Consider the following 23,454-nt stretch of genomic DNA (forward strand, 5'->3'; position numbering starts at 1 on the left):
AAAAATGACCCCGCTAAGAGTAGGGTCATTTTTATGAAACCCGGATCAGTGCGGGCGTCGGGGGGCTGAAATTGCGATTTCAGTCCTTTGCCGGCTCTTCAGTCCTTTGCCGGCTCGAAGTTCACCACGAAACCGTCAAGACGCTGTTCGGTCGCCAGTTCTTCTCGAATCCGAGTGGCCTCCTGGCGACTGTCTATCGGGCCCACGAACACCCGATGCGTACGGCCGGTAATGCGCAGGTAGGCGTCAAAGCCCTCCTCGCGTAGCTTGCTCACCAGCGCCTGAGCACTGTCACCGTTTTGCAGGCTTGCTAGTTGCACTGCCCAGCCTGAGCGAGAGGACGCCTGGATTGGCGGCTGCGTTTGCGGTGTGAAGCTATGCGGTGCACGTTGCGTTGCGGGAGTAGAGGGCATGCGGCTGCGTTGCTCGGGCTCGTTGGAGCGCAGGTCGATTGCCGGGGCTGGTTGTCCCTGTCCATCGAATAAACCTTCCGGGGTGGCCGGAAGAATGGTCGGGCTGCCGGGGTTGGTTTCGATGACTCGGATGTCGCTGTACTTCTTGCCCGATAATGCTGCCAGACCTGCGCGGTCGCGGATCACGGTCGGTCGCAAAAACACCATCAAATTGCGTTTGATATGACTTTCCTGCGTTGAGCGGAACAGCGCTCCTAGCAGTGGGATGTCGCCAAGCAGTGGCACCTTCGAATCGGTTCGGGTCACATCGTCCTGAATTAATCCACCCAGTACGATGACCTGGCCATCCTCAGCGAGGATGGTGCTTTTGATGGATCTTTTGTTGGTGACCAGGTCGACGGCCTGAGCAGAAAGGCTGGCGGATGGCGCAATCGAGGAGATTTCCTGCTCGATTTCCAGGCGTAGCGTGGCGCCCTCATTGATATGCGGAACCACCTTGAGCGTGACGCCAATGTCCTCCCGCTCGATGGTCGTAAACGGGTTGTTCGCGCCGGAAGCGTCGGTTGTGTAGGTACCGGTTTGGAACGGCACGTTCTGGCCAACCAGGATCTCAGCTTCCTGATTGTCCAGCGTCAACAAGCTCGGGGTGGAGAGTAGGTTGCTTTTGCTGTTGGCGGAAAGTGCGGTGATCAGTGCACCAAAGCTACGAGTGCCAACGCCGATGATCGCGCCGTCAGGAAGATTGTTGGGGATTTCATTGTCATTGATGGCGTTGAGCACGGTACCAATGGAAAGGCCTGTATTGCCAAAACTGACTCCACCTACGCCGCCCGTGCCGCCTCGTGCATCTACGGCCCACTGCACGCCAAGGGCGTCGGTGATATCGCCGGATACTTCAACGATGGCCGCCTCCACCATCACCTGCGCCCGTGGTACATCGAGTTGGCGAACGATTGATTCGAGAGTCGAGATCAGTTCGGGTTCCGCCAGCATGACCAGTGCGTTGAGGCTCTCGTCCGCGCGAATGAGTATGTTCTGCTGACGTCCCGCTCCCCCTTGGACCTCGCCATCCCCTTGTTCGGCGAGGCCTTCGGAAATATCGTCGAGCATCTCGGCCAGCGACTTGGCGTCATTGTGGCGCAGGCGAATCACCCGCGTATTGGCTGAGCGCGTGCTGGGCGTATCGAGTGTCTTGGCCAGGCTGGCCAGCTTCTGGCGCGCCAGTTCCGGTCCGGTGAAGATCAGGCGATTGGTGCGCGAATCGGCAATGATCTGCGCACCTGCGGTGTCCTTAGCTTCGCCGCGTGCCAGGGTATTGCGCAGCACTTCAGCGATGTCGACGGCCCAGCCATATTGCAGATTCACCACTGAGTAATCGTCGTTCTGGGCTTGGTCGAGCTGTCGGACCAGCTCTTCGATGCGTGCGATGTTGGCGCTACGGTCGCTGATGATCAACGCGTTCGCCGAGCTGACCGCAGCGAGATGCCCGTACTGTGGAACCAGTGGGCGGATCAGTGGGATCAGCTCGGTCGCGGATGTGTGCTGGACCTGGATGACGCGGGTTTCCAGCAGATCCCCTCCAGTCGGGCCGCCACCGGCCTCCGATTTCGCTTCCGCGTTCGGCACGATTCTGGCGACCTCACCCTGCGTGAGTACGCTGTAGCCGTGAGTTGCCATGACCGACAGGAACAATTGGTAGACCTCCTCCAGCGAGAGGGTCGTAGACGATACGACGCTCACCTGACCCTTTACGCGAGGATCAACGATGAAGGTCTGTCCGGTCAGTTGGCTGATCTGGTCAATGAAGGCCCGAATGTCGGCGTCCTTAAGGTTGATCGTCCAGCCGTCCTGTTGGGTCTCGCTTGGTTCGATTCCGGGATCGGCCGCGTACAGGGGCAGGGGGGCGGCGAGCAGACCGGCGGCGAGCAATGCAATGAGCGGGCGGGAGGAAAAAGGCAGCATCGGTCAGTTGTCTTCCGTGGTCTGTTCGTCGGAGGGCATGGTTTCTGGCGGGCTTGTAGCCCCTTCCATTTGTTGCCGGAGTGCTTCCATTTGCTGGTGAAGCATCTCCGCTTGCGGATCGAGAGCTTCCATCTCCGCTGGTTCACTGTAGTCGGGCAGACTATCGGGCACGGCCGTGGGAGAACGGACGCTTGGGAAGAATAGGCTGTCAATACGACCGCCACGCTTTACCTCAACCCTGTCGGGTTCAACGCTGTACAGGCGTACCCCTGACTCCAGTTCTTGATCGACCCGATAAAGCTGTGGCGGTTGGCCATTTAACTGAATGATCGCAGTCGACCGAGCCGGGTCGGCATGAACGAAGCTGCCTAGCAAGGTTAAATCAGAACTCGATTCGCCGGGCCTATAGCTTTGTCCGCTCGAGGCCGGGGATCCGAACAACCCTTCCATTCGCTCCAAATCAGGCGCGGCCCCGGCGGGTTGGCTGCTGTCCGTGATGGCTGCAGGCGGCGTTTGGGTCAGTCTGAGCCAGGCCATGACCTGACTGCCCAGGTAGAGACCAAATAGCACGACAATGACTGCGCTGAGGATCAGGGGCGCAAACCGGCGAATTTTCTGCAGTGCTGCGGGGGAAGCCAAGCTAGGCACTCCGTGAAACCAAATGTTTGATGGTCATGAACGCTGACTCGCGGCGGCGGTTGCTGAATATATGAACAGCGGGCTTGGCTGCCAGTGTAGACCCGGACCATGACAAAGAAGCACTTGAGTATGCCAGTGCAACTGACTGTTTTTCAGGCAAAAGGTGCCCGGAGGTCGTGGAATGAGCGATGGGGCCACGAGGGCTCGGAATAATTTTGAAAAAATCGCGACACACTGTTGACTTGATTTCCCTTGGTGCGTAAATTGCGCGCCTCGCAGGGCGATCAGCCATCAGCCTTAACGGTTGACACTAAACGCCTTGCGAGTCGGACGAAAGTCCAGCCGACGCGCAGCGGTAGTTCAGTCGGTTAGAATACCGGCCTGTCACGCCGGGGGTCGCGGGTTCGAGTCCCGTCCGCTGCGCCATATTTGCTTCCCTTCTGCGGAAGCCACGCGAAAAGCGGCCTTAGGGCCGCTTTTTTCGTTTCTATCGTCTGTATTTCCTCTTCGCTTCATCGAACGTGGGCGCTTGCGTCTGGCCGCGATGCGCTTGCATGTCGTCAACTCCGACGACCCTCAAAAGTTGTACATCGCAGGTTTAAAGTAGCGCTTTGCACTGCTTGGAAGGTGTTCTAGCGCCGAAAAATCGGCTGTTTTGGGTTGTCAGAGCAAAATACTTGTACAAAGGTATGTCATTGTGACATCTTGCTGTACAAGTTATGGGTGGCCTAGAGCTTTCTCTTGCCGCGGCGTAACGACATTAATCCCCGGCTGCCGCGCAGCACGTATGCAGAGACTCTCAATGAACAAGCAGATGTCAGTATCCAAGCGCCTCGGTCTCGGGTTTTTCGTCATTCTCGCGTTGATGGCAGTCGTGGCCATGGTCAGTGCGCTCAAGGTCGACACGATCGATCGGACCATGAAGAGCATCAGCGCTCAGGCGGGTCTGAAGCAGCGCTACGCGATCAACTTCCGGGGAAGCGTTCATGATCGCGCAATTGCCGTACGGGACGCGGTTAGCGCGGCTGACGCTGATTTCGCACGAGGTCGGGTAGCGGAGATCGATCATCTTGCAAAGTTATATGCCGACTCCGCTGGCCCGATGAAGGCAATGCTTGCGCAGCGCACGGCTGACCCGGTCGAGCTTCAGCTGATGGGGCAGATCGAAGCGATCGAAGCGAAGACCAACGACCTGACCCGAAAAGTCATCGACATGCGGTTCGCTCAAGGCTCGGAGCGGGCATACGCCTTTCTCTTGGAAAATGTCGCTGGCGCTTACAGCGAGTGGCTTCGGCTGATCAATGCCTTTATCGACCACCAAGAAACGTCCATAAGCGAGCAGGTGACGGTGGTACGCGATACAGCTAGCGGCTTTCTAATGCTCATCATCACGGTCACTGGTCTAGCGATTTTGCTGGGCACAGCTATCGCCATGCTGATCATCCGCAAGTTGCGATCGACCCTTGGTGCTGAGCCTGATGAAGTGGCGCGGGTGATTGGTAACCTTGCTGACGGCGATCTCGGCCAGGTGATCCTAACTCGCTATCCAGATAGCGTAATGGGGGCGACTGCGAAGATGGCCGGTCGATTGACCGGCATCATTGCCGAGGTTCGTGCTGCCGCAGACGGGCTGGGTGTCGCGTCGGGAGAACTGCTTACCTCATCGTCCAACAGTAGTCAGCAGATTCAGCAGCAGTCCGCAGAGGCTGAGCAGGTGGCGACTGCCATCAATCAGATGGCGGCGACTGTCAGTGAAGTCGCAAACTTTGCGGCCCGCGCCGCGATGGCCGCCAAGAGCGCCGACGAGCAAGTCGAGACCGGCACGCGAGTGGTGGGTGAAACGGCGATATCGATCCACAATCTGGCCAAGGTGCTCGAGCAAGCCACCGAGACGGTTAGCCAGGTTTCCAAGCAAAGCGGCAGCATCGAAAAGATTCTTCAGGTCATTACCGCCATTGCGGAGCAGACCAATTTGCTGGCGCTTAATGCTGCCATCGAGGCCGCGCGCGCCGGTGAGCATGGTCGAGGTTTTGCAGTGGTGGCGGACGAGGTGCGGTCGTTGGCGAACCGGACTCAGCAATCGTCAAGCGAGATCAGCGAAATGATCGAGTCGTTGCAGGCGGGAGCAAGCAAGGCGGCTGAGGTGATGCAAACCAGCAAGCGAATGGCGCAGCAGACGGTCGAGCAGACCCTCGAGGCGGAGGGCGCTCTGTCGAAGATCCGCCAGGAGGTTGGCTCGATCAACGAAATGAATGCTCAGATCGCCACGGCATCCGAGGAGCAGAGCGCGGTGGCCGAGGAGGTCAACCAGAGCGTGACGCGCATTCATGACTCCGCAGTGGCCAGCTCGGCCGCCTCTAATCAGGTTGCCGCTTCGAGCAGAGACCTGACGACGCTCGCCCAGGAATTGAATCGAAAGGTTGGTTACTTCCGGGGCTGATGTAGGAGGCCTAAGCCTTGCTGGTGCACGGCAAGTGACCTTCGGACGCGTTAGGCGTATTGCCGGCGCGGCTGATGGCCGCAGCTGAGCCACAAAAAAGGACAAAGCGGAGGGGCATGGCCACACTCTAGGCTGTTTTACCTTGACCTGCGTCAACCTGTAACGGGGTGTCCGGCGCACCCTTGCGGTTAAATGCTGTCAGTAATGCGTGTTGTGACTAACAAGCCAGGGGCTGATGGCGTACTGACGAGGGGTGGTTAATGTTCGGTTTGGAAGCGCTTGAACTTGCGCGGATCCAGTTTGCTTTCACGATTTCCTTCCACATCATCTTTCCAGCGATCACCATCGGGTTGGCGAGTTTCCTGGCAGTGCTGGAAGGGTTGTGGCTGAAAACCAAGCGCCAGGTCTATCGAGACCTCTACCATTTCTGGCTCAAGATATTCGCCGTCAACTTTGGAATGGGTGTGGTATCGGGGATCGTCATGGCCTACCAGTTCGGTACGAACTGGAGCGCCTATTCCGAATTCGCTGGAAGCGTCACGGGGCCATTGCTGGCTTACGAGGTGCTGACAGCTTTCTTCCTTGAAGCCGGTTTCCTCGGCGTCATGCTGTTTGGCTGGAATCGCGTGGGCGCCGGGCTGCATTTCTTTTCGACGCTGATGGTGGCAGTCGGCACCCTGATCTCCACGTTCTGGATCCTGGCTTCGAACAGCTGGATGCACACACCGCAAGGGCACGAGATCATCGATGGCATCGTGATCCCAGTGGACTGGTTTGCCATCGTATTCAACCCGTCGTTCCCGTACCGTCTGACGCACATGGCGATTGCTGCTTTTCTCGCGACTGCGTTCATGGTCGGCGCGTCTGCCGCCTGGCACCTGCTGCGCGGCAATGACAACCCGGCGGTGCGAAAGATGCTTTCCATGGCAATGTGGATGGCGCTGATCGTTGCGCCGATTCAGGCCGTGGTCGGAGATTTTCACGGGCTCAACACGCTTGAATACCAACCGGCGAAGATCGCCGCGATGGAAGGTCATTGGGACAACTCGTCAGGTGAGCCTACTCCGTTGTTGCTGTTTGGCTGGCCGGATATGGAACGCGAAGAAACCCGCTACAAGGTCGAAATTCCGTACCTTGGTAGCCTGATTCTCAAGCACAGCCTGACCGAGCAGATCCCGGCGCTGAAGGATTTCCCCAAAGAAGACCGGCCCAATTCCACCATTGTGTTCTGGACCTTCCGTGTGATGGTCGCGCTCGGTCTACTGATGATCTTCACAGGCTTCTGGAGTCTGTGGCTGCGTCGGGGTGGCAGGCTGTTCCACTCCAAGCCCTTCTTGCGCCTCGCATTGCTGATGGGCCCGTCGGGGATTATCGCAATTCTCGCCGGCTGGTTTACCACCGAGGTTGGGCGGCAGCCGTGGGTGGTGTACGGGATCATGCGGACCGCCGATGCAGTATCCAACCATGGCGCCGGGCAGCTTGGTCTGACCCTGGCGATGTTCGTCCTGATCTACTTTGCGGTGTTCGGCATCGGGTTCGTCTACGTCCTGCGTCTGATCGGCAAAGGGCCAATCATCAACGAGGGAGACGAGAAGGGCGCCGGTGGGCCGGGGGAGAAGCGCACGCCAATGCGGCCGCTGTCCGCCGCAGACGAGGCGATACCGCACGATCATGGCGACAAACTGGGCGAGAGGAACTGACTTATGGGTATAGATCTTTCGCTGATCTGGGCCGTCATCATCATCTTCGGCATCATGATGTACGTGGTGATGGATGGGTTCGATCTGGGTATCGGCATTCTATTTCCGTTCCTGTCTGATACCTCCGAGCGGGACGTCGCGATGAACACCGTGGCGCCAATTTGGGACGGCAACGAGACATGGCTTGTACTGGGCGGTGCAGGGCTGTTCGCAGCGTTCCCGCTCGCCTATTCGGTCGTGCTTTCGGCGCTCTACTTGCCGATCATCTTCATGTTGATGGGGTTGATCTTCCGCGGTGTGGCGTTCGAATTTCGCTTCAAGGCCAGCGCGTCTCGTCAGCATGTGTGGGACAAGGCCTTTGTTGGCGGCTCGCTGGCGGCGACCTTCTTCCAGGGTGTCGCACTTGGCGCCTTCATTCATGGCTTCCCCGTGGCTGATCGAGCTTATGCCGGTGGTCCGCTGGACTGGCTGACGCCGTTCTCGGTGTTCTGCGGCGTGGCGCTGATCGTGGCGTATGCCCTGCTGGGCTGCACCTGGCTGATCATGAAGACCGCTGGCGATCTGCAAAAGCGCATGCATGACATTGGCATTCCGCTGGTCTGGGCCGTGCTGGCCGTAACCGGGATCGTCAGTATCTGGACACCGCTGACCCATCCGGATATCGCTGAGCGCTGGTTCAGTATGCCGAACCTGATCCTGTTCCTGCCGGTGCCGATTCTGGTGCTCGCATGTACGTTCGGGCTGCTTCGATCGATCAAGCGTTACGCTCACTACTCGCCATTCCTGTTCACCCTGGCGCTGATTTTCCTGGGCTACAGCGGACTCGGAATCAGCCTCTGGCCGAACATCATTCCGCCGTCCATCAGTATCTGGGATGCCGCCGCACCGCCTCAGAGCCAGGGGTTCACTCTGGTCGGGGCGCTGCTGATCATCCCGCTGATCCTGATGTACACCGCGTGGAGCTACTACGTATTCCGCGGCAAGGTCAGTGCAGAGGACGGCTACCACTGAAACGGGCCGTCACGGAGCGATATATGCAAAACAAGCACGAAAGCGGTGCAGCCAGGCCCAAACCGCTGTGGAAGCGTATGACCTGGTTGGTTTTGATCTGGTCAGCGAGCGTTCTCGCGCTGGGCGTGGTTGCCTGGCTGCTGCGCCAGGCGATGACCGCGGCGGGTCTGACGTCGCCCTAACCGCCGCGCTAGAGCCTATCTGCGGCCTGCGGCGATATGGCGCGTTGTGGCAGCAGGCCGCTCGGGCTATTTATTGGTCATCCGCCGTGTGAAGCGGTTCATGTTTCGGTCATGTGCGCAGGGTAGTTTCGCTGGCATGGACTTTGAAACGCAGAACTGGGCAAACCGAAAAAGAGGATCGTTTCTATGGACGACTATCAAGACGAAATTCTCGAGTGGCACGCATCTGAGCAAGACGGGCCGGAGCCTGCTGACGACGCCTTCGAGCTTTGACGGAATCAGTCGGCGCGCCGTTGTGCGCGCCGATATTCTCCCGGTGTCTGGCCGCTCCAGCGTTTGAATGCGCGCTGGAAGGCTTCCGCCGAAGAGAATCCGAGTAACCAGGCAATCTCGCCGAACGCCGATTCGGTGTCCCGAATGTAGGCCATGGCAAGATCGCGGCGGGTGTCGTTGAGAATCGCGCGGTAGCTGGTGCCTTCTTCATCCAGCTTTCGACGCAGCGTCCAGGGCGGTAACTGCAATCGTCCTGCAACTTGCTGCAGATCGGGCTCCTGGCCCTTGAGCATCGGACCGAGGAGCTGAGCCACTCGCTCGCGGATGCTGCGGGTTCGAGTGCGAATCTCCAGTTCCGCCTCGCAGAGTTCGAGAAGCTGGCGCCAGGTGCCCGGGCAGTGCTCCGGATTGCGGAGCGCCAGTGCCGCCTGATCCAGTCGCAGTTGATTGTGCTCGGCGCCGAATTCGATCGGTCTTGCGAAGAACGCTTCGTAGCGTGCAGCGTAATCGGGGCGTTGAAATTCAATCTGCACTGCAACCGGGGTCAACGGCTGGCCCGCGACCGCGCCAAGTTGCGTAACCCAGCTGGCCAATACGGTGTCCACGACGAACCGGTTGTAGCTGTTGTACGGGCTGATCGAATAGAACCTGAGCCAGGCACCAGATGCATCCTCGTGGAACCCTGAGGCGCCCCGGTAATTGGACGCATAAAGCGGCTCGTAGCGAATCAGTGCACGTGCGGCTTCGCGCACCGTAGGGGCTTGCGTCGAGGTCACACCGACGAGGCCAAGGTGGCCGGCCTTGCGCAGCCGCCCCATTTCAAGCCCTAGCCCTGGGTCACCCGCCAGCTGCATGGCTGCATGACCCAGACGCATGTAGCGAGGAATCGACAGCCGCGCTCGCGGCTCCGATAGCCGCGCATGATCGAGGCCATACGCATCCAGCAGCGGTTGGGGGTCGATCTGCTTTTCCTGCAGGGCACTGACCAAGCTGTGCACGAAGCCAACCGAGAGATCACCAAGGCGGACCCGTTGATGGTTCATGGTCGATTCGGCAGCCACTGGTTGCGCAAACGCACCGGTTCGCCGTGATGGTGTCGTGTCGGCCTGCGAGGAGAACCGACGAGATTCCAGGGCAGCCCCAGCGTATGCACATCCATCCGCGCCAGTTTTGCAGTTACGCCCAGGTTCTCGCCGCAGGTGGCCAGCGGTTCGTCACGTGCGCCCGGTACTGCAATTAGCTCCGCTTCGTCGGCAACATGCCGTGCATAGGCATCGCAGCCGAGCAAAACGATCAACCGACCAGCCGGCGTCTGGAGTACCGATGGCGCTTGACCTTCGAGCGCTTCGCTGTAACGGCGCTCATAACGACTCAGTTTATGCTTGTACTGCAGTGGCCCCAGTACCTCGCCGTCCGGTGTGAAACTGAGGCTGACCTGCCGAAGCGGCCCGGTACCGCTCCGTAGTCGACCCTCGTCCAGATAGGGTTCGGGCAGCACGATCGAGCCGGCGACGAGTGTCACACCGTAGGCCTTCGCCAGGCCCCCGAAAATTAGCTGGTAGTCATCAGCCATCTTCCGTGCCTTGATCTTTAGAACGGCCTCGGTACGGTGATCATCCCCTTCGTTGCCGAGCAGCGCACGCAAGTAGTCCCAAGGGTTGCTCAGGGCCATCCACTGCACGGCCTCGCGCAGCGTGCGGGCCTGCTGGACTTCAGGCTTCTCGCCGAGGGCGAATAGGCCCGTGCCGACATGCTCTGGCAGCACGACAACCGTTCGGGGATTGAGCAGTCCGGCTTCTTGCGCCTGGTCCAGGTAGGTGGCGAACTTCAATTGCAGCCGCTCGCGGCTCTGGTAGTCCGCCGGCATCAGTCGGGTTTCGATCCCGAGCAGGTTGCCGGTTTCACCCGGCTGGCCCTGGCTCTCGATAGGAAGAACCCGAAGGTCAGAAAGCAGAGGGCCGCTGCCCCGGTCTTGGGTCCAGTCGAGGTAGATGACGAGCGCCACGAGGGCGAGCACGGCGAGGCCGAGCAACTTGCTATAGGTGCGCATGGGCTACAGAGCTGGATATGTTTCCGCAGAGACTAGGCATCGCACAGCCGCTTGCCAAGCGTTTTGCACATTTGAGTCATGTAGTTGTGATTTTCGGTCATTGAGCGCGTGGCGGGTGCTGTTTATCGTCACGGCACTGCGACTGCGCCCGACAGAGGCGCGGCGATCCGACCGACGAATTCTGGCACTGGCTGTGCCGCCTGATCGAGGAACGAACATGACTGCTTTTCCGCATCTGCTGGCTCCGCTGGACCTGGGGTTTACCACGCTGCGCAACCGCACGCTGATGGGCTCGATGCATACAGGGCTGGAAGAAATGCCCAATGGTTTCGAGCGCATGGCCGCGTTCTTCGCCGAACGGGCACGTGGAGGCGTGGGTCTGATTGTCACGGGTGGGGTAGGGCCGAACGAGGAAGGTTCGGTGCGCGCCGGAGCAGCTAAGTTGTCGACCCTCGAGGAAGCCGAAGAGCACAAGGTGGTCACTCAGGCGGTGCACGAGGCAGGTGGCAAGATCTGCATGCAGATTCTCCACGCCGGGCGTTATGCCTACAGCCCTCAGCTGGTGGGCCCGAGCGCCATCCAGGCGCCGATCAACCCCTTTACCCCACGCGAGCTGGACGAAGAGGGCATCGAGAAGCAGATCCGTGACTTCGTCAATTGCGCAGGTTTGGCTCAAAAGGCTGGCTATGACGGCGTCGAGATCATGGGGTCGGAAGGTTACTTCATTAACCAGTTCCTGGTGTCTCATACCAATCACCGAACCGACCGTTGGGGTGGCAGCTACCAAAACCGTATGCGTCTGCCTGTAGAAATCGTCCGCCGGGTACGCGAAGCGGTAGGCCGCGAGTTCATCATCATCTATCGCCTGTCGATGCTCGATCTAATGGAAGGCGGCAGTACCTGGGACGAGGTGCTGATGCTGGCCAAGGCCATAGAACAGGCCGGTGCCACCTTGATCAATACCGGCATTGGCTGGCACGAGGCCCGCATTCCTACTATCGCCACCAAGGTGCCACGCGCGGCGTTTACCAAGGTAACGGCGAAACTGCGCGGCCATGTCGGCATCCCGCTGGTAACGACGAACCGCATCAACACGCCGGAAGTCGCCGAGCAGGTCTTGGCAGAAGGTGATGCAGACATGGTCTCCATGGCTCGTCCGTTCCTTGCCGATCCAGATTTCGTCAACAAGGCGGCAGCGGACCGCAGCGACACCATCAATACCTGTATCGGCTGCAACCAGGCCTGCCTGGATCACACCTTCAGCGGCAAACTGACCACCTGCCTGGTCAATCCGCGCGCGTGCTACGAAACAGAGCTGAATTACATCCCCACCACCACGGTCAAGAAGATTGCCGTGGTGGGAGCCGGCCCGGCTGGCCTGGCCGCTTCTACCGTAGCGGCGGAGCGCGGTCATCAGGTAACGCTGTTCGATTCCGCCAATGAGATTGGTGGTCAGTTCAATATCGCCAAGCTCGTGCCGGGCAAGGAAGAGTTCTTCGAAACCCTACGCTACTTCGAGACCAAGCTGCAGAGCACTGGCGTTGACGTCCGGCTGAACACGCGCGTTAGCGCTGCTGATCTGCTAGCCGGCGGTTTTGATGAGATCATCCTGGCAACCGGGATTGCGCCGCGCACGCCCGATATCCCAGGTATCGATCATCCAATGGTGATCAGCTACATCGACGCAATCCTGCAACGTAAGCCTGTTGGGCAGCACGTAGCAGTCATCGGTGCCGGCGGGATCGGCTTCGATGTGTCGGAGTTCATCACTCACAACGGCCTCTCGACCAGTCTCGACAGAGAGGCGTTCTGGCGCGAGTGGGGTATCGACCTCGCGCTGGAAGCTCGGGGTGGAGTGGCCGGTGTTCAGCCTGAGCCACACGCACCGGCACGGCAGGTGTATCTGCTGCAACGCAAGAAGTCCAAGGTTGGCAACGGCCTGGGCAAGACGACCGGTTGGATTCACCGCACAGGGCTGAAGAACAAGCACGTGCAGATGATCAGCGCCGTCGATTATCTGGGGGTCGACGATAAGGGCCTGCATATCCGTGTGGCAGATGGTGAGCCGCAGGTGCTTGCAGTCGATACGGTCATCGTCTGCGCCGGCCAGGATCCATTGCGGGAGCTGCAAGCCGAACTGGAGGCGGCTGGGCGCCAGGTCCATCTGATCGGAGGGGCCGACGTTGCCGCAGAGCTCGATGCCAAGCGCGCCATTAATCAGGGTTCGCGGCTAGCCGCTGAAGTTTGATACCGGAGCCCCGCTTTCAAGCGGGGCTTTTTGTAAAGGAGCAACGACGTGAGCACATCTCTTCCGCTACAACCGGCCGCTGCCGCAACCTTACTGCGTTGGCATCAGATGATTGCAGCTGGCGATCTCAGCCGGTTACCCGAGCTGCTGCACCCGCAGGCGGTGTTTCGCTCGCCGATGGCCTTCACTCCCTATGAGAGCGCTGCGGCGGTCAATCTGATCCTCAATACCGTGGTCAGAGTATTCGAAGACTTCGGCTATCACCGCGAGCTGGCCGGCACCGATGGCACGGACGTCGTGTTGGAGTTCAGCGCTCGCGTCGGTGATCGTCAGCTCAAGGGTATCGACATGATTCGCTTCGATGAGACTGGGCTGATTACCGATTTCGAAGTCATGATCCGGCCGATGAGCGGGCTGCAGGCGCTCGGTGAGGAAATGGGCAGGCGTCTCGCACCTCAGCTTGCAGCAATGAAGGGCCGACCGGCTTAGTCCAACCCGTTCACAGTTTGCCGGTGGCGTTTCGATAGCCAATCCTGGCGCCGAAGTCGCTGCCAACCCAGTCACATTGCCGGTTTTGCTTTTTCCCCTACACTTCGGCCCAACCATGGGCTAGCGAGCGCCGAGCGCCTGCAGCGCGGATATCCCGCGGGCCGTTCAAGTTGTTGAGGAACCGAGCATGCAGATCAAACCGCAGACGGTCGAAGCCGTACTGTTCTTCAATGATGGCGGCGTCTGCAAGGAAATGCTCTACCCAGAATTCGAGGCCATGCTCGATGGGGTGGTGAGCATGCCGGAGTTCGCCGATCAGCAGATGCGGGTCGCATATGTGCTGGTCAATGCACGGCTGCAGATTCGCGCGGCGGTGTTCTTCTATCTCGATTTCAACGAGGACGGATCAGCCGACAGTGGCTGGAATATCCCGCTGCGCAGCCTTGCCGAACGCACCGGGCGCGGGCCGGATCTCGGCGCTGGGCCGATCCGCCTGGCCTGTCGCAGCCAGTGCCCGGTGTCCTGGCACCAGATGCACTTGTGGGACCCGGACCTGACGCCCGGCAAGAACCACTTCGTCATGTTGCGTGATCGCATCAAGCGCAACCAGCTGGGACTGCTGGTGGAAGAAGAGGCACCACAGACCGTGCCCACCGAGCGTCTGCAAATGGTGGCTGAAGACACTTGGTACGCGCCGGATGCGGCCAAGCAGGCTGCCACTCGCCGCGCCGAGCAGCTCGAAAAGGAACAGCGGGTCAAGGCTGCGCAGTTGATCAAGCAGCAGCGTTTGCGCATTGCCAGCCTGGAACAAATGCGCGAGGCCGACCTCGCTAAATTGCGGGATCTGGCCGCTCAACAGCAGGCAACGCTGCAAAGTGAAATCACCCGATTGCGTGGGCAGCTGCTTGAGCATGAGCAGCAGGCAGTGAACCTTCGCGCCCAGCTCGCAGAGCAGGCCGAGGGCTTCCAGAAGACCCGCGAAGAGATGAGCCAGCAGCTGCGCGCGGTTGAGCAGAACAGTCGTGACGAAGCTGACGCTGCACGGGCGCGCTTCAACACCGAGCTGCAGGTCCAGGTCGCCGCAGCGGTTGCTGAATACAAGGAGCAGATTGCTATTCGGGACGTCGAGCTGGCTTATCGCAACGAGCTGGATGCGCAGCTGCAGGAAGAGATCGAAGCGTTACAGAAGCAGGTGGGCGTGCTAGCCGAGCAGACGGGGGACCGAGTGCTCGAAAGGCTTTCACGGATCGGCGTGGTGTTCATGGCTTATCATCCCGGCGCCGGACACCTGACGATCGCGCTTCAGGATATGGTGCGCTATCAGGCGAATCCGCTAGCGTACGCCGCCGCTAAATGTGCGGTCTCCGAGGAGCAGTACGGCAAGTGGGTTCAGCATTATCAGCAACCTACCTGTGTGGCCAGCCTCTCGACTGGAGAACGCTGCAACATGCCCTTGGATAAAGTCGACTCGCCTGCACACTTCGTGATCGGCGAGTCCAATTGTTGCGCCAGGCACCGGTCTCAGGATCGACTGCGTACCGGTAGCTGACAGGGTCTCTATCATTTCTGCATCTATTCCCAGCCTGGCCTCAGTGCCGCTGCAGCGGCTTGATCTGCCCTGGCTACGCGAGGCCGATGTTCAGGTTGCCGTGCTGCGGCTGGATCTGGTCGATCCAGAGCTGTCCGGGAACAAATGGTTCAAGCTCGCTCATCACCTAACTGCGGCACAAGCCAGCGGCGCCTCAGGGTTAATCAGCCTTGGCGGCCCTCACTCCAACCATCTGCATGCGCTAGCCGCAGCGGCCAAGCGTTACGGGCTAGCCAGCGTCGGGCTACTGCGCGGCAATCCGCAGCAGACAGCGACTGTCGAAGATTTGCAGCGCTTCGGCATGCAGCTGCATTGGCTAGGTTATGGCGGCTATCGCGAACGGCACCGGGCGGATTTCTTCAATTCCTGGCAGGAGCGGTTCCCCGGTTACTACTGCGTACCCGAAGGCGGCGGCGGGCTTGCTGGAGCACGGGGTTGCACCCCGCTGGTCGACCACGTGCAAACGCGCCTGGCCGCCATCAGCTGGGATGATTACGAGGGCTGGTGGCTTGCCGCGGGTACGGGTACCACCTTGGCTGGGTTAGTGATCGGCGAGGCGCAGCGGCGCAGAAGGATGGTCCACGGAGCGCTGGCAGGCCCGCCTTCGCACGGCGTTGCAGACGAAGTCAGCCGGCTGTTGCGAGACGCCGGCACTGCTGACTCCGGGTATCAGCTGGTCGACGCCAGCCGTGGAGGCTTCGGTCGATTCGACGAGCCGCTGGCTCGGTTTCTGCTGGAGACTGAAGCGGTTTCAGGCGTTCCTCTGGAGCCTGTTTACACGGCTAAGGCGATGATGGCATTGCGCCTTTACGTGCGGGGCGGTTATTTTGCCTGCGGCACGCGGCTCATCTTCGTGCATACCGGCGGTCTGCAGGGCCGGAGAGCTGCCCAGGCGCAGCTGGACGGGCTGCTGCGCTGACCTCCCGCCCCTTTGGAACTCATGGATGAATAAGCTGCTGCCTCCCGATCTTCTCCACCGCCTGATTCCGCTCAACACACTGTCGCCTCGGTATCTGCAAGAGATTCGCCATCAATTGGTGCCGCGCGCCCTGGCAGCAGGCGAAGTGCTGTGCGATAAGCAGACGCCATCGGGTTTGAGCTATTTCCTGCTCAGCGGCGTCCTTTCGCTGCAGACGCCGGAAGGCGAGCGGCGATTGGTTGCCGGTTCGTCTGAAAGTTGGCATATGTTGGTTTCCGGCGCCCGGCTGAGCAGAGCCTGCGCGCTGGATGATGTCAGCGTGCTGTGCATCGACAGTGAGCAGCTCGATCGCCTAGTGTCCTGGCAGCATGCCAATGCCGATCTGCTGCTGGAGCTGGCGACGGCAGGCGAGTTGACCGACTGGCTTGAAACATTGCTGGAGAATCCGCTGTTCGCCAAAGTGCCGCCTGCAAACATACGCGACATGCTCGGCAGACTTGAGGCCATCGATATGCCAGCCGGCCAGGTGCTGTTACGCGAAGGTGAGGCCGGCGATTGTTGCTACTTCCTCAAGAGCGGCCGCGCCGAGGTCATGATCGGCCTTGGCAGCGCCGGGCAAGTGGTAGCGGAGCTGGAAGTCGGGGCCTGCTTCGGTGAAGAGGCCCTGCTTACCGACGGGCCGCGCAATGCTACCGTTACGCTGATCGAGGATGCTTGTGTGCTGAAGTTGGCACGCGAGAACTTCGTTTCGCTGTTGAAGGCGCCGGTAGTCGATGAGCTCAGCCTGGAACAGGCGAATGCGCTGATCGAGCAGGGCGCCCAATGGCTGGATGTCCGGTTGTTGGAGGAGTATGAGCAGGGACATGCTCCGCAAGCGCTGACGATGCCGCTGCATCTATTGCGGCTTAAGGCGCGATTGTTGAAGCAGGATCGGCTGTATGTTTGCTACTGCGACAGCGGCAAACGCAGCGCCAGCGCGGTGTTCCTGCTGACGCAGCTGGGCTTCAGCGCTTATCCGCTGCAAGGCGGCCTCGACGGGCTGTCGGCTGAGGATTATGCAACATTGCTCTGTGAGCGGGGTCACGGTTATCTGGCGCGTTCCGGCGGGCGTACCGAACGCAGCGGCTGAACCGACGTGAACTAGCTCAGCATGGCGAGCAAACAGCCGGTGATGCCGCCAGCCAGCACCACCAGCCAGGGCGGCAACTTCCACACCATCAGCGCCGCTAAGGCAATGGCCGCCAGGACAAAATCGCCTGGGCCAAAAATCGCGCTGGTCCAGACCGGATCGTATAGCGCTGCCAGCAACAGCCCGACGACCGCAGCATTCACCCCGCCCAGCGCTGCTTGCATGCGCCGATTGGCACGCAACCGGTCCCAGAACGGCATGGCGCCGAACACCAGCAGAAACGATGGTATGAACACGGCGATCAGGCACAGCGCGGCGTTGATCAGGCTGCTACTGCCGCCGTGAATCGAGGCCCCAAGAAAGGCAGAAAACGTGAATAGCGGCCCTGGTACTGCTTGGGCTGCGCCGTAGCCGGCCATAAAAATGTCATTGCTGACCCAGCCGTTGGGCACGACTTCTGCTTCCAGTAGCGGTAGCACCACATGGCCGCCACCGAATACCAACGCGCCGGCGCGATAGAAGCTGTCGAACATTTCCAGTAGCTGGTTGGACGAGGCGGCAGCTAATGCAGGCAGCACAAGCAGCAAGGCAAAGAACAGCAGCAACGTCAAGGCGCCGGTTGTTTGCCCCACGCGAGGCCTGAACGGGGTGAGGTTGGACATGGCAGCAGGGCGAAACAACACCAGTCCAGCCAGGCCGGAGATTGCGATGACGACCAGTTGCGCCCAGGCACTGGCCAACAGCAGAACAGCGCACGCAGCCAGCAGCGCGATCGCGATTCGCGGGCCATCGGTGCATAGGTTACGCGCCATTCCCCATACCGCCTGAGCGACTACGGCGACCGCGACGATCTTAAGGCCGTGGAGAAGCCCCTCGGGCAAACCATCGCCCCATTGGCCGATGCCCAGCGCGAACAACGCCAAGGCGACTGCTGAAGGCAGCGTGAATCCTGTCCAGGCCGCCAGCGAACCGCGATAGCCGCCCCTTAGCAGGCCGATGGCAATTCCGACCTGGCTGCTCGCCGGGCCGGGCAGAAACTGACAGAGGGCTACCAGATCTGCATAGCCCTGCTCGTCAAGCCAGCGCCGGCGGTGAACGAACTCTTCACGAAAATAGCTCAAGTGAGCCACCGGACCGCCAAATGACGTCAGCCCGAGGCGCAGGAATAGCAGGAAAATTGTCCACGGACTCGATTGTTCCGGTGCGATTGAATGGACATGGTCCGGATTCATCGAGGCTGACCCTGACGGTGGAAGAAGGTGCTGTTGCCGCACAAGTCTGCCGGATGCAGATGACGTTTTCACGTCAGGTGCAGTTCAGCGGGCCGGCCAGGTGCTTGGGACCAGGAACAGACGCTCCTGTTCGAGCCAGTGTCCATCTGCGTGCTCCTCCAGGCGCACCAGCATTTTCGCCTGACGTTGGCCCTCGACGTCGATGACCCACCGATCAAAATCGGGACGCTGCCAGACGGCGCTCCACGGCACGCGAGCGGGGGCCAACCAAGCATGGCGAGGCAAGGGTTGCCAGACTGTTTCGTGGTCGCTTTCAGCGAATGCCGGCCAATCGTGGTGACGCAGCCAGCGCCCGCCTAGGTGCTGGGGACTGGCGCCGGCAGGCGGGGAGCAGGAGTTTGCTAGCGGCTGGAACAGATAGCCGCCTAGCCACAGCGCGCTGTTGATCGGGGCGCTAGTCAGCTCGCTGAGCAATAGTTGCGCGGCGGGCATCGAGGGCAGCCTCAATTGGTGGTCACAGAGGCGCCGCAGCTTGATGTCGAGTCGGTCGTGGCTGCCGGGACCCAGCCAGCGATCGTGCCGCGCGCTGTCGTCGCCCAGTCCGAGGTAGAACTTGACGGCCAGTTCCAGATGATGGACACCTTCCCGGTCACGCAGGAGCAGGTCAATCTCGCCCAGGGTATTGCCGTCATGGTGAATCGGCAGGTTCGCCACCAGCAGATCGACATCGGGCACCTGACACAGCGCGAATTGCCAGAGGCGCTCGTAATAAAGTCCCAACCGCCTGATGCTGCGTTGCGCGAGCCAGGCCTCGAGAATCCCCGGCTGCGTGTCGAGCAGGCGTAGCCAGTCGGTCAGTTCTTCAGGGTGCTCAGCCCAGCGGCTGGCCGCTAAAGGGTGTCGTTGTTGCGCCGGGGCCTCGCTCAGCAACGGTGGTGAGAGCAGCGCCCAAGCGAGATCCCGCACGGCCGGGTGCATCAGGCTAGGGAGCAAATCGCCAAGATAGGGAAGGTTCATGCAAGCAGCATAGCCGAGGTTGGTTTGCTGCCACTTCCAGCTTTCGCCCATAATCCGCCGGCCGCACTGCAACGGGGAGTCCGAGCCGACCAGTTTGTTGAACTCGAACGTGCCTGCGCGACACCAAACTGATGCCAGATACGTATCGGCCGATTGGTGTTTCTCCTGTCCCGCAACCGCTTTCACCCGTCTCGCCTACAGGGAGCTTCAATGGACCAGTTCCGCAATATCGGCATCATCGGTCGCCTGGGCAGCTCCCAGGTGCTGGATACCATCCGCCGGTTGAAGAGATTCCTCGTGGAGCGCCACCTGCACGTGATTCTCGAAGAAAACATCGCCGAGGTGCTGCCTGGTCATGGCATGCAGACCTCCTCGCGGCAGCGCCTCGGCGACTCCTGCGATCTGGTGATCGTAGTGGGCGGTGACGGCAGCCTGCTAGGCGCGGCGCGAGCGCTGGCCAAGCATCGGGTGCCGGTGCTGGGGATCAACCGGGGCAGCCTCGGGTTCCTGACCGACATTCGCCCGGACGAGTTGGAAGAGAAGGTCGCCGAGGTGCTAAGCGGGCAATACACGCTGGAGAATCGCTTCCTGCTTGAGGCCCAGGTGCGGCGCTTCGAGGAGTCCATTGGCGAAGGCGACGCGCTCAACGACGTGGTGCTGCATCCTGGAAAGTCGACCCGGATGATCGAATTCGAGCTGTATATCGATGGTCAGTTCGTCTGCAGTCAGAAGGCCGATGGGCTGATCATTGCCACCCCCACGGGCTCAACTGCGTACGCGCTTTCCGCTGGCGGGCCGATCATGCACCCCCGACTGGATGCAATCGTGGTTGTTCCGATGTATCCGCACACCTTGTCCAGCCGACCCATCGTGGTGGATGGCAACAGCGAACTGAAAATCGTCGTCTCGCCGAACATGCAGATCTACCCGCAGGTCTCCTGTGATGGCCAGAACCACTTCACCTGCGCGCCAGGCGATACCGTCACGGTGCGCAAGAAACCGCAGAAGCTTCACCTGATCCACCCGCTTGACCATAACTATTACGAGGTCTGCCGTACCAAGCTTGGCTGGGGTAGTCGCCTCGGTGGAGGGGAATAGTGCTTGTCGACCCGGAGCGCAGCTACGACCTGATTGGGGACGTGCATGGTTGCGCCCACACAGTGGCTCGTCTGCTTGAACAGCTGGGCTATAGCCGGCACGGCGACGTGTGGCGGCATCCTCGTCGGCAGGTGATCTTTCTTGGCGACATCATTGATCGCGGCCCACGAATTCGCGAAGCGCTGCACTTGGTCCATGCAATGGTCGACGCGGGGCAGGCGCATTGCATCATGGGCAATCACGAGTTCAACGCACTGGGTTGGTACACCCCGGCGCCTTCCGAGAGCGGCCAGGCCTTCGTTCGCGAACACACGCCGCGGTACGCCATGCTGTTGCAGCATACCTTTCAGCAGTTCGAGCCCTATCCGCAAGAATGGACCGACTTCCTCGAATGGTTCATGACGTTGCCGCTGTACCTTGAGAACGAGCGTTTTCGTGTCGTTCATGCCTGCTGGGACAATGCGGTGATCAGTCAGCTGCGCGAGCGGTTGGTCAATGGATGCGTTGATCCCGCATTCTTGCGGGACGCGGCGTTCGCCCAAGGCTTCGCTGCCAAGGCACTGGATCGCCTGCTGCGCGGCACCGACATGCCGCTGCCTGAAGGGCTGACGCTGACCAGCGCGGAGGGCTTCACCCGCAGCTTCTTCCGGACGAAATTCTGGGAAGAAAATCCCCAGACCTACGGCGACATCGTCTTCCAGCCCGACGGCCTGCCGGAAAAGGCCGCACGGGTGCCACTCAGCGATAGCCAGAAGAGCAAACTGTTTCTCTATGGCCCGGATGACCCGCTATTGTTCGTCGGGCACTACTGGCGTAGCGGAACACCCGCGCCGATCCGACCTAACCTCGCCTGTCTCGATTACAGCGCGGTGAAATACGGCAAGCTCGTCGCCTATCGGCTTGATGAGGAAACCAGACTCGACCCGGCGAAGTTCGTCTGGGTGGACGTGGAGCGATAGATGGCCATCATCGAGGCGTTGCGCCTGCCATTGTCAGAGGACCTAAGCGGTTTCATCGCCTTGTTGCAGCGTTTGCAGGTGCCTTGCCGCGTCTCCGAGGAGTCGGGCGAGCAGGTGTTGCGGGTGCCGGCAGAGACAGCCGAGCAGGTCCGCGAGCTCTACCAGCGCTATCCCCAGGGTGACGGCGCCGTGGTGGCCGAACAACCGCCACGGCGCGGCGGCGGTTTTGTCGCCAGCCTTCGCCGCAGTCCGCTGACTGCAGCGGTATTGCTGCTGACGATGATCGCAGCCGCCATCACCATGCTTGGCGAGAACTTCGAGACCATTCGCTGGTTCAGCTTTGGTGACTTCCGCATCGACGGTGAGTACGCCTACTTTGCGACTCTCGAACAAACCCTCGCAGCAGGGGAGTGGTGGCGGCTGGTAACGCCAATCTTCGTGCATTTCGGCTTCTTGCACCTGGCCATGAACTCGATGTGGTACTGGGAGCTTGGGCGGCGCATCGAATATCGACAAGGCGCGCTGATGTTGCTTGGCCTGACGCTGGTGTTCGGCGTCGTTTCCAATGTGGCTCAATACACCTACGGTGGCCCCGGGATATTCGGGGGATTATCTGGCGTTCTGTACGGGCTGCTCGGGCATTGCTGGCTATTCCAAAAGCTCTCTCCCGATGAGGCCTATCGGCTGCCGCCCGGCGTTGTGGTGCTGATGCTGGTCTGGCTGGTGGTCTGCCTGACGGGCGTGATCGAAGTGGTGAGCTTCGGCGCATTGGCGATCGCCAACGCGGCCCATGTTGGCGGTCTGGTTGCCGGCTGTTTGACCGGCGTTCTCGGCGGGCTGCTGTCCCGTCGCAGAGCGGTGCGCATGGGCGGCTGAAAGGCTGATCGGTTTTTCCCTAAAGCTGCGCTGCTCGGTAGAATGCGCGCTTGATTCCCTGGGAGCCGGCCATGTCGTCCTTTATCGAAGCCATCGAAAACATCACCCCCGAAATCTACGAAAACCTCAAAACCGCCGTCGAGCTGGGCAAGTGGAGCGACGGGCGCAAGCTGACGCCCGAGCAGAAAGAGACCTGCCTCGGTGCGATGATCGCCTGGGAGATGAAGAACCTGCCGGAAGAGGAGCGCACTGGCTATATGGGCGGCCAGGAGTGCGCCTCCAAGAGCAAGAACAAGGCGCCTATCGACACCAGCCTATTTTCACCCGCTTCGGGAACGCGTCACTGATGCTTGAGCTGGGACGCGGCGCGCTGAGCAAGATGTCGATTCAGCTGGGTGATCAGGCCCAGTATTCCTTCCGCCTGAACGACACGCTGGTGCCGGTCAATCCGCTTATCGGCAAGACGGTTCGGCTGGAATACCTGGGCGCTATCCATTGCAGCCATTGTGGTCGCAAGACGAACAAGAGCTTCAGCCAGGGCTATTGCTACCCCTGCTTCAAGAAGCTGCCGCAGTGCGATATCTGCATCATGAGTCCAGAAAAATGCCACCACGACTTCGGCACTTGCCGCGATCCGCAGTGGGGCATGGACTTCTGCATGACCGACCACGTGGTTTATCTGGCCAACTCGTCTGGCATCAAGGTCGGCATCACCCGTGCTACCCAGTTACCGACCCGCTGGCTCGATCAAGGTGCCAGTCAGGCACTGCCGATCATGCGTGTCGCGACTCGCCAGCAGTCCGGCATGGTCGAAGACCTGTTGCGCAGTCAGGTCGCTGATCGCACCAACTGGCGCGCGCTGCTCAAGGGCGATGCCGAGCCCATTGACCTTATCGAAATGCGCGAACGGATTTTCGATGCCTGCGCCGAGGGGTTGCGAGAACTACAGCAGCGCTACGGGTTGCAAGCGATCCAGCCAGTGGCCGATGCCGAGGTGCTTGAGATCCGCTATCCGGTCGAGGCCTACCCGACCAAGATCGTCAGCCTGGATCTGGAAAAGACGCCGGTCGTCGAAGGCACCCTGCGCGGTATCAAGGGTCAATATTTGATCCTTGATACGGGGGTTATCAATATCCGCAAGTTCACCTCGTATCAGATCGCAGCCAGCAGCACAGCCTGAATGCGAGGCGGGTAGCGGGGGTAGGGTGGACAACGGCGCGGCCTTGTCC

General features: G+C 60.4%; 20 protein-coding genes, 1 tRNA gene and 1 pseudogene. 16 read left to right on the top strand and 6 right to left on the bottom strand.

The window, feature by feature from the left end; genetic code table 11:
* Positions 1–98: 98 nt before the first annotated feature.
* Positions 99–2,375 carry a type II secretion system secretin GspD gene (gene gspD, locus ACIGHL_RS02585; RefSeq protein WP_128119218.1) on the bottom strand — a complete coding sequence of 759 codons (2,277 nt, stop codon included), beginning with the start codon at positions 2,373–2,375 and terminating at the stop codon, positions 99–101.
* Positions 2,376–2,378: 3 nt separating this feature from the next.
* Positions 2,379–3,014, bottom strand: a complete 636-nt coding sequence (locus ACIGHL_RS02590; protein WP_128119219.1) for a type II secretion system protein N — start codon at positions 3,012–3,014, stop codon at positions 2,379–2,381.
* A 349-nt stretch (positions 3,015–3,363) separates the two neighbouring features.
* Between ACIGHL_RS02590 and ACIGHL_RS02595 the strand changes: the two genes are divergently transcribed.
* The 6 genes and pseudogenes from ACIGHL_RS02595 (at position 3,364) to ACIGHL_RS02620 (ending at position 8,347) form a co-directional block, all read left to right on the top strand.
* A tRNA-Asp gene (locus ACIGHL_RS02595) sits at positions 3,364–3,440 on the top strand.
* Between the two features lie 388 nt (positions 3,441–3,828).
* A pseudogene (locus ACIGHL_RS02600) lies at positions 3,829–4,329 on the top strand (MCP four helix bundle domain-containing protein); the annotation flags it as partial.
* Between the two features lie 468 nt (positions 4,330–4,797).
* Positions 4,798–5,454 carry a methyl-accepting chemotaxis protein gene (locus ACIGHL_RS02605; RefSeq protein WP_499143849.1) on the top strand — a complete coding sequence of 219 codons (657 nt, stop codon included), beginning with the start codon at positions 4,798–4,800 and terminating at the stop codon, positions 5,452–5,454.
* Between the two features lie 260 nt (positions 5,455–5,714).
* Positions 5,715–7,154, top strand: coding sequence for a cytochrome ubiquinol oxidase subunit I (locus ACIGHL_RS02610; RefSeq protein ID WP_045426124.1), 1,440 nt, complete (start codon positions 5,715–5,717; stop codon positions 7,152–7,154).
* A 3-nt stretch (positions 7,155–7,157) separates the two neighbouring features.
* Positions 7,158–8,165 (top strand): cytochrome d ubiquinol oxidase subunit II, encoded by a 1,008-nt coding sequence (cydB, locus tag ACIGHL_RS02615; protein ID WP_128119221.1) that lies wholly within the window; start codon positions 7,158–7,160, stop codon positions 8,163–8,165.
* A 23-nt stretch (positions 8,166–8,188) separates the two neighbouring features.
* Positions 8,189–8,347: a DUF2474 domain-containing protein gene (locus ACIGHL_RS02620; protein ID WP_045426130.1), complete on the top strand. Its 159-nt coding sequence runs from the start codon at positions 8,189–8,191 to the stop codon at positions 8,345–8,347.
* Positions 8,348–8,625: 278 nt separating this feature from the next.
* On the opposite strand, the gene ACIGHL_RS02625 is transcribed toward ACIGHL_RS02620, so the two are convergent.
* Together ACIGHL_RS02625 and ACIGHL_RS02630 are read right to left on the bottom strand one after the other, a co-directional pair.
* Positions 8,626–9,663, bottom strand: a complete 1,038-nt coding sequence (locus ACIGHL_RS02625) for an AraC family transcriptional regulator (protein ID WP_216706777.1) — start codon at positions 9,661–9,663, stop codon at positions 8,626–8,628.
* On the bottom strand, positions 9,660–10,670 hold the full coding sequence (locus ACIGHL_RS02630; RefSeq protein ID WP_128119222.1) for a carbon-nitrogen hydrolase family protein: 1,011 nt from the start codon (positions 10,668–10,670) through the stop codon (positions 9,660–9,662). The genes ACIGHL_RS02625 and ACIGHL_RS02630 overlap by 4 nt, the downstream gene beginning before the upstream one ends.
* 217 nt (positions 10,671–10,887) lie before the next feature.
* On the opposite strand from ACIGHL_RS02630, the gene ACIGHL_RS02635 reads away from it, so the two are divergent.
* The 5 genes from ACIGHL_RS02635 to ACIGHL_RS02655 all read left to right on the top strand — a co-directional run bounded on the left by ACIGHL_RS02635 (position 10,888) and on the right by ACIGHL_RS02655 (position 17,043).
* Entirely contained in the window at positions 10,888–12,918 is a 2,031-nt protein-coding gene (locus tag ACIGHL_RS02635; protein WP_128119223.1) for an NADPH-dependent 2,4-dienoyl-CoA reductase, read from the top strand.
* 108 nt (positions 12,919–13,026) lie between these two features.
* Entirely contained in the window at positions 13,027–13,407 is a 381-nt protein-coding gene (locus ACIGHL_RS02640; RefSeq protein ID WP_128119299.1) for a nuclear transport factor 2 family protein, read from the top strand.
* A 187-nt stretch (positions 13,408–13,594) separates the two neighbouring features.
* On the top strand, positions 13,595–14,956 hold the full coding sequence (locus tag ACIGHL_RS02645) for a chromosome partitioning protein ParA (protein ID WP_128119224.1): 1,362 nt from the start codon (positions 13,595–13,597) through the stop codon (positions 14,954–14,956).
* 43 nt (positions 14,957–14,999) lie between these two features.
* Positions 15,000–15,914, top strand: a complete 915-nt coding sequence (locus ACIGHL_RS02650) for a 1-aminocyclopropane-1-carboxylate deaminase/D-cysteine desulfhydrase (RefSeq protein WP_241508991.1) — start codon at positions 15,000–15,002, stop codon at positions 15,912–15,914.
* A 25-nt stretch (positions 15,915–15,939) separates the two neighbouring features.
* Entirely contained in the window at positions 15,940–17,043 is a 1,104-nt protein-coding gene (locus tag ACIGHL_RS02655) for a cyclic nucleotide-binding domain-containing protein (RefSeq protein WP_128119226.1), read from the top strand.
* Positions 17,044–17,054: 11 nt separating this feature from the next.
* Here the strand turns inward: ACIGHL_RS02655 and chrA are convergent, their stop codons facing one another.
* Together chrA and ACIGHL_RS02665 are read right to left on the bottom strand one after the other, a co-directional pair.
* Complete coding sequence (chrA, locus tag ACIGHL_RS02660) at positions 17,055–18,275, bottom strand: chromate efflux transporter (protein ID WP_128119227.1); 1,221 nt, start codon at positions 18,273–18,275, stop codon at positions 17,055–17,057.
* Between the two features lie 84 nt (positions 18,276–18,359).
* Entirely contained in the window at positions 18,360–19,292 is a 933-nt protein-coding gene (locus tag ACIGHL_RS02665; RefSeq protein WP_128119228.1) for a DUF1853 family protein, read from the bottom strand.
* Between the two features lie 210 nt (positions 19,293–19,502).
* Here ACIGHL_RS02665 and ACIGHL_RS02670 point away from each other — a divergent pair, with 210 nt between their 5' ends.
* The 5 genes from ACIGHL_RS02670 (at position 19,503) to ACIGHL_RS02690 (ending at position 23,405) form a co-directional block, all read left to right on the top strand.
* A complete protein-coding gene (locus tag ACIGHL_RS02670) occupies positions 19,503–20,390 on the top strand; it encodes an NAD(+) kinase (RefSeq protein ID WP_045426155.1) in 888 nt (295 codons plus the stop codon).
* Positions 20,390–21,349 carry a metallophosphoesterase gene (locus tag ACIGHL_RS02675; protein ID WP_128119229.1) on the top strand — a complete coding sequence of 320 codons (960 nt, stop codon included), beginning with the start codon at positions 20,390–20,392 and terminating at the stop codon, positions 21,347–21,349. The genes ACIGHL_RS02670 and ACIGHL_RS02675 overlap by 1 nt, the downstream gene beginning before the upstream one ends.
* Positions 21,350–22,225, top strand: a complete 876-nt coding sequence (locus ACIGHL_RS02680; RefSeq protein ID WP_128119230.1) for a rhomboid family intramembrane serine protease — start codon at positions 21,350–21,352, stop codon at positions 22,223–22,225.
* Positions 22,226–22,296: 71 nt separating this feature from the next.
* The gene (locus tag ACIGHL_RS02685; protein WP_045426161.1) at positions 22,297–22,572 is read left to right on the top strand and encodes a YeaC family protein; all 276 of its coding nucleotides are present in this window, start codon (positions 22,297–22,299) and stop codon (positions 22,570–22,572) included.
* The gene (locus tag ACIGHL_RS02690) at positions 22,572–23,405 is read left to right on the top strand and encodes a DUF2797 domain-containing protein (RefSeq protein ID WP_128119231.1); all 834 of its coding nucleotides are present in this window, start codon (positions 22,572–22,574) and stop codon (positions 23,403–23,405) included. Before ACIGHL_RS02685 ends, ACIGHL_RS02690 begins: the two co-directional genes overlap by 1 nt.
* Positions 23,406–23,454 lie beyond the last annotated feature (49 nt).

The sequence above is a fragment of the Pseudomonas sp. NPDC077451 genome (genome assembly GCF_044543345.1).
In the GTDB taxonomy this organism is placed as follows: domain Bacteria; phylum Pseudomonadota; class Gammaproteobacteria; order Pseudomonadales; family Pseudomonadaceae; genus Stutzerimonas.

Coding starts and splice junctions, on each gene's coding strand:
- ACIGHL_RS02610 (WP_045426124.1), top strand. CDS start 5,715: ATGTTCGGTTTGGAAGCGCTTGAACTTGCGCGGATCCAGTTTGCTTTC.
- ACIGHL_RS02640 (WP_128119299.1), top strand. CDS start 13,027: ATGATTGCAGCTGGCGATCTCAGCCGGTTACCCGAGCTGCTGCACCCG.
- cydB (WP_128119221.1), top strand. CDS start 7,158: ATGGGTATAGATCTTTCGCTGATCTGGGCCGTCATCATCATCTTCGGC.
- ACIGHL_RS02655 (WP_128119226.1), top strand. CDS start 15,940: ATGAATAAGCTGCTGCCTCCCGATCTTCTCCACCGCCTGATTCCGCTC.
- ACIGHL_RS02680 (WP_128119230.1), top strand. CDS start 21,350: ATGGCCATCATCGAGGCGTTGCGCCTGCCATTGTCAGAGGACCTAAGC.
- ACIGHL_RS02625 (WP_216706777.1), bottom strand. CDS start 9,663: ATGAACCATCAACGGGTCCGCCTTGGTGATCTCTCGGTTGGCTTCGTG.
- ACIGHL_RS02605 (WP_499143849.1), top strand. CDS start 4,798: ATGGCCGCCAAGAGCGCCGACGAGCAAGTCGAGACCGGCACGCGAGTG.
- ACIGHL_RS02630 (WP_128119222.1), bottom strand. CDS start 10,670: ATGCGCACCTATAGCAAGTTGCTCGGCCTCGCCGTGCTCGCCCTCGTG.
- ACIGHL_RS02690 (WP_128119231.1), top strand. CDS start 22,572: ATGCTTGAGCTGGGACGCGGCGCGCTGAGCAAGATGTCGATTCAGCTG.
- gspD (WP_128119218.1), bottom strand. CDS start 2,375: ATGCTGCCTTTTTCCTCCCGCCCGCTCATTGCATTGCTCGCCGCCGGT.
- ACIGHL_RS02635 (WP_128119223.1), top strand. CDS start 10,888: ATGACTGCTTTTCCGCATCTGCTGGCTCCGCTGGACCTGGGGTTTACC.
- ACIGHL_RS02645 (WP_128119224.1), top strand. CDS start 13,595: ATGCAGATCAAACCGCAGACGGTCGAAGCCGTACTGTTCTTCAATGAT.
- ACIGHL_RS02670 (WP_045426155.1), top strand. CDS start 19,503: ATGGACCAGTTCCGCAATATCGGCATCATCGGTCGCCTGGGCAGCTCC.
- ACIGHL_RS02665 (WP_128119228.1), bottom strand. CDS start 19,292: ATGAACCTTCCCTATCTTGGCGATTTGCTCCCTAGCCTGATGCACCCG.
- ACIGHL_RS02685 (WP_045426161.1), top strand. CDS start 22,297: ATGTCGTCCTTTATCGAAGCCATCGAAAACATCACCCCCGAAATCTAC.
- chrA (WP_128119227.1), bottom strand. CDS start 18,275: ATGAATCCGGACCATGTCCATTCAATCGCACCGGAACAATCGAGTCCG.
- ACIGHL_RS02620 (WP_045426130.1), top strand. CDS start 8,189: ATGCAAAACAAGCACGAAAGCGGTGCAGCCAGGCCCAAACCGCTGTGG.